Origin of the sequence: Corynebacterium sp. HMSC034B08 (genome assembly GCF_001835805.1) — a bacterium.
GTDB lineage: Bacteria > Actinomycetota > Actinomycetes > Mycobacteriales > Mycobacteriaceae > Corynebacterium > Corynebacterium coyleae.
Window position 1 is genome coordinate 5232 of the sequence record NZ_KV825915.1, and the last position, 8606, is coordinate 13837.

Sequence of the window (8606 nt, forward strand, 5' to 3'; positions counted from 1 at the left end):
ACATGGCAGTGCTCCTTTGCACGAATACGGGGTGAACGTGGTCAATCCCGTATTCAGTCCGGCTCTGCCGGTCGCAGGCGTATCCCCGCAGTGCAGTGCCTTTGTGCGCTCGGCGTCGCTAGCGCAGCCTGATGCTCGCTCGCTGGGTGCGAGCGCTAGCGACGCAGCATTGTTAGATCCCCGCGTCGCCGCTGGTTAAGCGTTACCTTTGGCGCGGTTGTGAGACTTGCACAGCAGTTCGCAGTTGCTTTCCTCGAACTGCCGACTCCCGTGGCGTTCCTTCGTTGCTGCCGTCCTAGCAATCACTAAGCAATGCACCGAAAACCTGCGCCGCGTCGTTGGAGCGTCGCAGTTCCGTTTGGTGCAGGATTTTGACCCTAGTGCACCAGCTAGTGCACCAAATGGCGATCCGATCACAAAATGAAGAAGGCCCCTACCAGCGTTTCCACTGGTAGGGGCCTTATCTTAGTAGCGGGGGCTGGATTCGAACCAACGACCTCTGGGTTATGAGCCCAGCGAGCTACCGAGCTGCTCCACCCCGCGTCGGGCGCTATATGTGATTTTCGCCTGTCGCCGTAACCGGCAACGTGGGATCACTATACAGACACCTACGGAAAGCGCCAAACTGCCTGTTCACGACGGTTTAGCGCGATCCAACTATCGGGGCTCCCCTACCATTGCCGCTCCTCCAGCGACTGCCGTTACTGCTGGGCAGCGAGCTGGCCGAGGATGCCGTAGATGTGCTTCGAGGCACCCAGGGTCAGACCACCATCGACAGCAATCTCTGCGCCGTTGATGTAGGACGCGTCGTCGGACGCGAGGAACAGCACGGTCTTCGCAACCTCTTCAGCGCGACCCGGGCGGTTCGCTGCTGCGAGCGGAAGCGGTGCACCCTCTACAAGGGAATCTGCCGTCATCGGGGTTGCAATTGCACCCGGGTGGACGGAGTTGATGCGGATGTTCTCGTCAGCAACGTCGGCGGCGACCGTCTTGGTCATGCCGCGCACTGCCCACTTGGATGCCACGTAGCCGGTCGCGCTGACTTGGCCTTCCAGGCCTGCGGTGGACGACATGTTGATGATCGCGCCGCCGCCCTGCTTGCGGATCTCCGGAATGGCGTACTTCATCCCCAAGAACACGCCGTCGACGTTGACGGCCATGATCTTCTGGAACTGCTCCAGCGTGGTGTCCTCCACGCCCGTCATCTGCAGGATGCCGGCGTTGTTCACCAGGATGTCCAGACGGCCGAACGCCTCATTCGTCGCCGCGATGGCGTCCTTCCAGTCTTGCTCGTCGGCAACGTTGAGCTTTACAAAGATTGCGTTGTTGCCAAGCTCCTCGGCCAGTGCTCCGCCGAGTTCCTCGTTAAGGTCAGCGATGACAACCTTTGCGCCTTCTTCGACGAAGAGTTTGCAGTCTGCTGCGCCCATTCCCGATGCGCCACCGGTCACAAGCGCTACTTTTCCGTCAAAACGTCCCATGGTCTATCCAGCCTTTCTCTCAAAGAGTTGGTTGTGAACACCATGCTAGATACAAAAATGGTGCATCGCGCGCCCACTTCGCGCGATGCACCCGATCCTGGGGGGACGAGATAACTATAACCCGTTACTGCGCCTTCTGGTACTCAGCCACTGCACGGTCGAGTTGGTCGATGGCGCGACCGTACTCCTCGAAGGAACCGTTGCGGGCACTCTCCAGGTTACGAAGAGCATCATTGATGCTGTTCAGGGCCTCGTCGCGGTTTACCTTCGGAGCGTTATCACCCTCCGGCTTGGCTTCCTGGTTCTCCTCAGCGGGGGTAGTTTCAGCCTCACCCTGTGGTGCGTTTTCGTCCACCACTTCGACTTCCTGGGCTGCGTCAGAGTGGATACCCACCTGCTTCAGCGCCTGGGACACGGTCGGGGCGTAGCCCACCTGGCCGCGGTAGAACACGAGCACGCGCAGCAGCTTCGGGAAGGCGGATGCCTGGTCCTTGCGCTGCGAGTAGATCGGCTCGACGTAGAGGATCTCGCCGCCGCCTACCGGCAGGGTGAGCAGGTTGCCGTTCTTCAGGTCGTTGGTGCCCTCCCACAGGGTGCGGTCACGCGCCACCTGGTCGGAAGACATCAGGGCGTCCTGGGCCTGCTTCGGCCCCTGGGTCTGGGTGTTCGTCGGCAGGACGCGCACGGTGATGTTGCCGTAGGTCTCCGGATCGGAAGACACTGCCATGTGCGCGGACAGGAACTCACGGTTCAGGCCACGGAACGGGGTGATCAGCTGGAACGACGGCTTGTTGGTCTCCGGGTCAGCGGCCACCACGTAGTACGGCGGCTGGTTCAGCTGGTCGCGGCCCTCCGGCGCGGTCGGATCGTTCGGCACAGACCAGAAGGCGTCGTTGTTGAAGAACACGCCCGGGTCATCCACGTGGTAGCGCGCCAGCAGGTCACGCTGGACCTTGAACAGGTCCTCCGGGTAACGCAGGTGGTCACGCAAGGAGTCGGAGATCTCCGAGTTCGGGCGCACGGTGCCCGGGAAGGACTTCATCCACGCGTTGAGTACCGGGTCGGACTCGTCGAACGCGTAGAGGTCCACGGTGCCGTCGTAGGCATCAACGGTGGCCTTGACGGAGTTGCGGATGTAGCCGACGTTGTCGGTGATCAGACGCTGGGTGGTGCCGTCCGGATTCAGCGCGTCCTGCGTGGTGTCCTGCAGGGAAGTACGCGTGGAGTACGGCAGCTGGGACAGGGTGGTGTAGCCGTCCACGATCCACTTCACGCGGCCGTCGATAACAGCCGGGTAGGTCTTGGAGTCGGTGGTCAGCCACGGTGCGACCTTTTCCACACGCTTGCGCGGGTCACGGTCGTAGAGCACCTTCGAGTTGCCACCAACGCGGTCGGACAGCAGGAAGCTCAGTTCCTGGTACTTCACGGCGTAGGCCACGCGGTTGATCGGGTTGCCGATGTCCACGCCGCCCTTGCCGGTGTAGGTGTAGGTGGAGTTGTCGGTGTCGTACTCCACCGGGCCCTGGCCGTTATCGCCCACAATGGCGTAGTCCAGACCATCCTGCGCAGAGGCGATCACCGGGCCGAAGTAGATGCGCGGCTCTTCTACCTTGATGCCCAGCTCTTCAGCCTCGCCGGCCTCCTTGGCGGCGGCGTTGGCCTGCAGGTCGGACACGGTAAAGATTGGCAGGCCACCGCGGGTGGAGCCGGCGTCCTGCGCGGCCTCGTCGACAGTATTGGCCTGCGCTGCGACAAAGCCGTTGCCGTGGGTGTACACGGTGTGGCGGTTAATCCAGTCGCGCTGGTTTTCACTCAGCGCGTTCGGGTCCATCTCACGCGCGGCGACAACGTAGTCGCGCATCTGGCCGTCGACCTCGTAGCGGTCCATGGCCAGCTGGTCTGGGAAGCCGTAGAAGTTACGCAGCTGCTGGTTCTGGGTAAACGTCGGGGAAATGATGTCCGGGTCCAGCAGGCGCAGGTTGGAGATCGTCGCCGCATCCTTAGCCACATCGGTGTTTGAGGTGTTGCCGCCCCAGTTCTCCATGTAGGTGACCTTGTCATCGGTCAGCCCGTATGCCTCGCGTGTGGCTTCGATGTTGCGGCCGATGTACTCGTATTCCTTGGCCTGACGGTTCGGCTTGACCGAGAACTGCTCCAAAAGCGCCGGCCACACGTTGCCCACCACGATGGAGGACACCAGCATGAGCACCGTTGCCAGCACTGGGACGCGGAAGTCCTTGAACACGATGGAGGCGAAAAACGCCGCTGCGACAACCACAGCGATGACGGTGAGGATGATCTTCGCGGGCAGCATCGCGTTGACCGCGGTGTAGGACGCACCGGTGAAGATGTCATTCTGGCTGGATAGCAGGTAGTAGCGGTCCAGCCAGTAGGTCACGGCCTTGGTCAGCATCCACAGGCCTGCGGTGACGGCGAGCTGGATGCGTGCCGGCTTGGACACCATGCCTTTGACTCCGGTGACGTTGTTGCCAATGCGGATGCCACCGAGCATGTAGTGGCCCACCGCACCGATCAAAAATGCCACGGCGAGCAGCATGGACAGCGTGCCCACAATCGCAGAGATTGCCGGCAGGCTAAACGCGTAGAAGCCAAGATCCTTGCCAAACTGCGGGTCGGTGGTGCCAAAGTCCCCACCGTTGAACCACATCATAAACACACGCCACATGCGCTGGCCAGCAAGACCAGACATGATGCCCACGATCACCGGCACCCAGGTCAGCAGCCCCTTCACACCGTCTTGCACGGCGGCGCGGTACTGCGCTTGCTGCGAGGTCTCGCCGAAAATATCGCCGCTGTCTTGTTGCCTGCCACGCCACGCAATCCGTGCCGCTGCCCATGCGACGGCTGCACCAAGCAGCGCGAAGATGACAAACAGCACGACACGGAAGAGGATCACTCGGTTGAAAACACCGCGGAAGTCAACCTCCCCAAACCAGAGAAAATCGGTATAGATACCGATCAGCACTGGCAGGAGGAAGAAAAGTGCGGCGAGTACACCGAGTGTGACCATGAGGCCTTTATTCGGTTTCTGCGACCGTGGTTGTGGCCGGGTGAGGCGGGTAGCCAAGCCTGCTCCTTAGGAATAGTGTTGTCCAACGTCTATGTGCATTACAGCCTAGAAAGTTTAACGGCCAACAATCCGGAAAGGTTCCCGTGCGCGAACAACAAGCCCTGAATAAGGCCATGATGGAGGCCGTCGATTTCGTCCACGCCGAAGGTTGGGACGCCCCGCCAACCCTCTTCGGTCTGGTACCAACGCAATTGCTTGTCGACGAGCTGGGCACCCTCGACGACTCCTCCCCCCTCACCCTGGTTGTGCAGGAATTGCCGGAGAATATCCTGGCCGGTTCCGAGGAGCTCGGCGAGTACGTCACCCGCCTGGCCTGGCCGCGTGAGGTTGAAGGCGTGATCCTGGCGCAGGAGATCCTCTTCCGCGACGCCTCTGCCCCGGCGGATGCCGAGGCGCGCCCGGCGCGGTTGTTCTCCGGCGTGCTGCGTACCGAAGACATCGAGCAGACCCTGCTGCAGATGCGCCTGACGGATGAGGAGTTGGAGGAGCGCGGCCCCTTCGCCCAGGACGACATTGAGCTGCGTGGCGGCCCGGATGTCGCCCCGGGTGTGATCGCTGCGCTGCGCTACGGCCTTGAGCAGGACCCGGACGACCTGGTTTAAGCTAGACAGCCGAAACCCAACCCAAGGAGCTTCTGACCGTGTCTGTGTCCCGTCGCGCAATCGCCTCCGCTGTCCTTGTCGGCTCGTTGTCTCTTGCCGCCTGTGGTGGTGGCGAGGACGACGAGGCCAACGCGACCAGCAGCCCCATCTCGACGTCGTACATCAGCGAGGACCCAACCACCTCCTCGGATTCGGAGACGACCACGCCTGAAACGACCACGTCCGAGACAACTACCACCGCTGAGTCCGAATCTGACACGGCGTCGGAGTCTGCTTCCGAGACGGTGTCGTCGACAAGCACGAGCTCCTCGAAGCGGGAGAAAGCGGACTCGTCTGCAGAGGCAACCTTGGAAAAGGTACGCGAGCGCTTCGCCTCCCTTGCGCCTGAGGAGTTCTTCGACCAGTTCGAAGGCTGCGGCGCCGGTGGGATCAGCGGATCTTATGACTGCCAGGGCGACGAGATTGGCCAGTTCCAGTTCTTCGACTCCGAATCGAAGGCGGCCTCCTCGACCCAACTTCTTACTGAGCTGCGCTCCTCGCGCGTGGTGGAAGACTCCGGCGACCGCGTAGTCGGCTGGTCCACGCTGGGCACCTCCGCGATCATCACCGTGGTGGATAACCGCGAGGGCCTGGTCATGCAGCAACTGATCTCCTCCGACCAGGAGGACCCGCGCCAGCGGATCTACGAACTCGGCCTGGCGAAGAAGCCCTAACCCTTAGCCGTCGCAAGTTGGCACGTCGCGGCCTGCGGCGAACGCCTCCATCGCATCCACTGCCTCCTGGAGGGTGGACACGGCAGCGACGGTCATATCACCAGCGTCGGCCCGCTTCACCGCATCACAATTGCCCTTCGGCGCGAGGAACAACTCGGCGCCCTCATCGCGCGAGCCACGGATTTTGTGGGTGATGCCGCCGATGGGGCCGACCTCGCCGTCGTCGTTAATCGTGCCGGTACCGGCAACGAACTTGCCCCCGTTGAGCTCGCCTGGCGTCAACTTGTCAATCACCGCCAGCGAGAACATCATGCCCGCACTCGGACCACCGATGTCGTTGAGGTTGTAGTGCACCTTCAGGCCATCGGCGGGCTCAGAATCCATGAGAATGCCAAGCATCGGCTTGCCCTTTTCGTGCGGATTCTCCTTCAGCTCGATGGTCTTCGTCTCTTCCTTGCCGTCGCGGCTGATGGTCACATCCACCGTCTCGCCGGGCTTTTTGGCAAAGACCACGTCCTGGACCGCGCTCGGCTTGGCGACCGGAGTGGAGTCGATGGCAAGGATCTTGTCACCCTGCTGCAACGTCCCGTCCGCGGCAGCGCCTTCGACCACGTCATGAATGTTCACCGTTGTGGGTTTGCCCAGATAGTGCATCGCCGCAACCGTCGCCGACGCCTCCGACGCGACAAACATCTGCTGGTTAAACTCGCGCGTTTCTTCCTCGCTGCGATCCGCCGGCATCACCTGCTCGATCGGCACCAGCGTGTCCTTAGTCACCGCCCAACGCGCCAACGCCTGGCCCAACGTCATATTCGTGCGCACCGACACCGTGGTCATATTCAGCTGCCCGCCGGTGTCAAGGGTCTCCGCGCCCTCGATGTCCACCACGGGCGTGCCCTGGATCTCACTGAGCGTGTCAAACGTCGGGCCCGGCCCCTCCGCCGCGTACGGCACCGTGAGCTTGATGTCCGTGCCGGGAATGTGATCCATCGTCATCCCCACCGCAAGCAACGCAATAGGTACAGCTCCCCACACCAGCGTGGAAAAACGCTTATTCGCTGTCTTGGTCGCGGGCGTTTCTTCAGCCGCGTCCGCTGGTGTTTGCGCGTTCGTCATGGTGGGACATGTTAGCGCAGCAACCAGCAGCTCCAACCCGCGCCGTTGTGCAGCTGTATTGTGGCGCCTATGAGTAACGGATTCGGATTCTCCTTTCCCAACGACGGCAACGACGACAACGAGGGCAGGGACAACGGGGGCAACAACAACGACAACGGGCGTGGCGAGCCGACCAACCCGTTTGCGGCCTTCGGTTTCGGCGGAAACTTTGGGTCCGGCGGGTTCGGTGGATTCGGTGGCCCCGGCGGCGCTGGTGGCGCTGGTGGCGCTGGTGCTGGCGGGCTTGGCGACATCCTGAATCAGTTCGGCCAAATGCTCTCCGGCATGGGCTCCTCCATGAACGCCCAGGAGGACGGCGACGCCGTCAACTTCGACCTGGCCGCCCGCATGGCTCGCCAGCGCATCGCCGGGGTGAACCCGGTCAGCGAGGCAGACTCCCGCGCCGCCGAGGAGTCCTTCCGCCTAGCGGAGCTCTGGCTCGACGGTGCCACCGCACTGCCCGCCAGCCAGGCACAGGCCAAGGCCTGGAACGCCCAAGATTGGCTGGAGCAGACCATGCCGATGTGGAAGCGCCTGGTCAACCCGGTCGCCGCCAACATGGCGCGCGCCCAGCTAGACACCATGCCCGAAGAGGCCCGCGAGATGATGGGCCCGATGGTCAGCATGGTTAACCAGATGAACTCCATGCAGTTCGGCATGAAGTTGGGCCACGCACTGGGCGATCTTGCCCAGCAGGCGCTGACCGGCACCGACTTCGGCCTGCCTGTCGCACCCGCCGGCATCGGTGCGGTCCTGCCGCGCAACATCGCGGAGATTTCCAAGGGCCTGGACCTGCCGGGCCAGGAAGTGATGGTCTACATCGCCGCACGCGAGGCCGCACGCCAGCGCCTGTTCCGCAACGTGCCGTGGCTGGTCGAGCGCCTCGTGTCCTCCGTGGAGGAATACGCCGCCGGCCTGCAGATTGACACCTCCCACATCGAAGAGGCCGTCCGCGACCTGAACCTGGATGGTGGCGATCCTGCACAGATCCAGGAGGCCATGCAGCGCCTGCAAGACGAGGACCTCTCCCCGCGCGTGGGCACCCGCAACGCCGCCTCTACGTCCCGCTTGGAGACCCTGATCGCGCTTGTTGAAGGCTGGGTTGACGTCGTCGTCGACGAAGCCCTCAGCGAACGCATCCCCACCACCCCGCAACTCGCCGAGGCGTGGGCACGCCGCCGCGCCACCGGTGGTTCTGCTGAGCAGGCCTTTGCCAACATCGTCGGCATCGAACTCGCAGCCCCTCGCACCCGTGAGGCCGCCGAACTGTGGCGTCGCGCAGGCACCGCTGTGGGCGTGGATCGTCGCGACGCCGTCTGGGAGCACCCCGACCTCCTGCCGTCCAGCGAGCAGCTGGACAACCCGGCGTCCTTCATCGACACGCTTCTCGACGACGCCCCCGACACCGACCTCGACGACGAATTTGCCAAGTTGGAAGAAGAACTGCGCAACAACCCGGAGTTGAAGCGCGAAGACGGCGACGGCAAAGACGACGGCAGCCAGGACGGCACGGAACTGTAGGCGCTGCCTGGCCGCGCGGCGGGGCTGGGCGTCGGTGGTTCGG

7 protein-coding genes and 1 tRNA gene are annotated in these 8606 nt (G+C 62.9%); 4 read left to right on the forward strand and 4 right to left on the reverse strand.

All coding sequences use genetic code 11. The annotated features are described in order from the left end of the window. On the forward strand, positions 1 to 199 hold a 199-nt coding region (locus HMPREF2656_RS13275), incomplete at its 5' end, for a hypothetical protein (protein ID WP_210400945.1). A 270-nt stretch (positions 200 to 469) separates the two neighbouring features. Here the strand turns inward: HMPREF2656_RS13275 and HMPREF2656_RS02530 are convergent. The 3 genes from HMPREF2656_RS02530 to HMPREF2656_RS02540 form a co-directional block, all read right to left on the reverse strand. Further along, positions 470 to 543 (reverse strand) — tRNA-Met (locus HMPREF2656_RS02530). Positions 544 to 701: 158 nt separating this feature from the next. After that, a complete protein-coding gene (locus tag HMPREF2656_RS02535) occupies positions 702 to 1481 on the reverse strand; it encodes a glucose 1-dehydrogenase (protein ID WP_070815774.1) in 780 nt (259 codons plus the stop codon). 124 nt (positions 1482 to 1605) lie between these two features. Next, entirely contained in the window at positions 1606 to 4512 is a 2907-nt protein-coding gene (locus tag HMPREF2656_RS02540) for a UPF0182 family protein (RefSeq protein ID WP_246825092.1), read from the reverse strand. Between the two features lie 173 nt (positions 4513 to 4685). On the opposite strand from HMPREF2656_RS02540, the gene HMPREF2656_RS02545 reads away from it, so the two are divergent. Both HMPREF2656_RS02545 and HMPREF2656_RS02550 read left to right on the forward strand, forming a co-directional pair. Continuing rightward, positions 4686 to 5174: a PPA1309 family protein gene (locus HMPREF2656_RS02545; RefSeq protein WP_070815783.1), complete on the forward strand. Its 489-nt coding sequence runs from the start codon at positions 4686 to 4688 to the stop codon at positions 5172 to 5174. A gap of 38 nt (positions 5175 to 5212) precedes the next feature. Continuing rightward, a complete protein-coding gene (locus HMPREF2656_RS02550; RefSeq protein WP_224212998.1) occupies positions 5213 to 5887 on the forward strand; it encodes a hypothetical protein in 675 nt (224 codons plus the stop codon). 3 nt (positions 5888 to 5890) lie between these two features. Here HMPREF2656_RS02550 and HMPREF2656_RS02555 read toward each other — a convergent pair whose 3' ends face one another. Then, positions 5891 to 7003, reverse strand: coding sequence for a YlbL family protein (locus tag HMPREF2656_RS02555; protein WP_070815776.1), 1113 nt, complete (start codon positions 7001 to 7003; stop codon positions 5891 to 5893). Between the two features lie 69 nt (positions 7004 to 7072). On the opposite strand from HMPREF2656_RS02555, the gene HMPREF2656_RS02560 reads away from it, so the two are divergent. Then, on the forward strand, positions 7073 to 8563 hold the full coding sequence (locus HMPREF2656_RS02560; RefSeq protein ID WP_070815777.1) for a zinc-dependent metalloprotease: 1491 nt from the start codon (positions 7073 to 7075) through the stop codon (positions 8561 to 8563). The last annotated feature ends 43 nt before the right edge of the window (positions 8564 to 8606 follow it).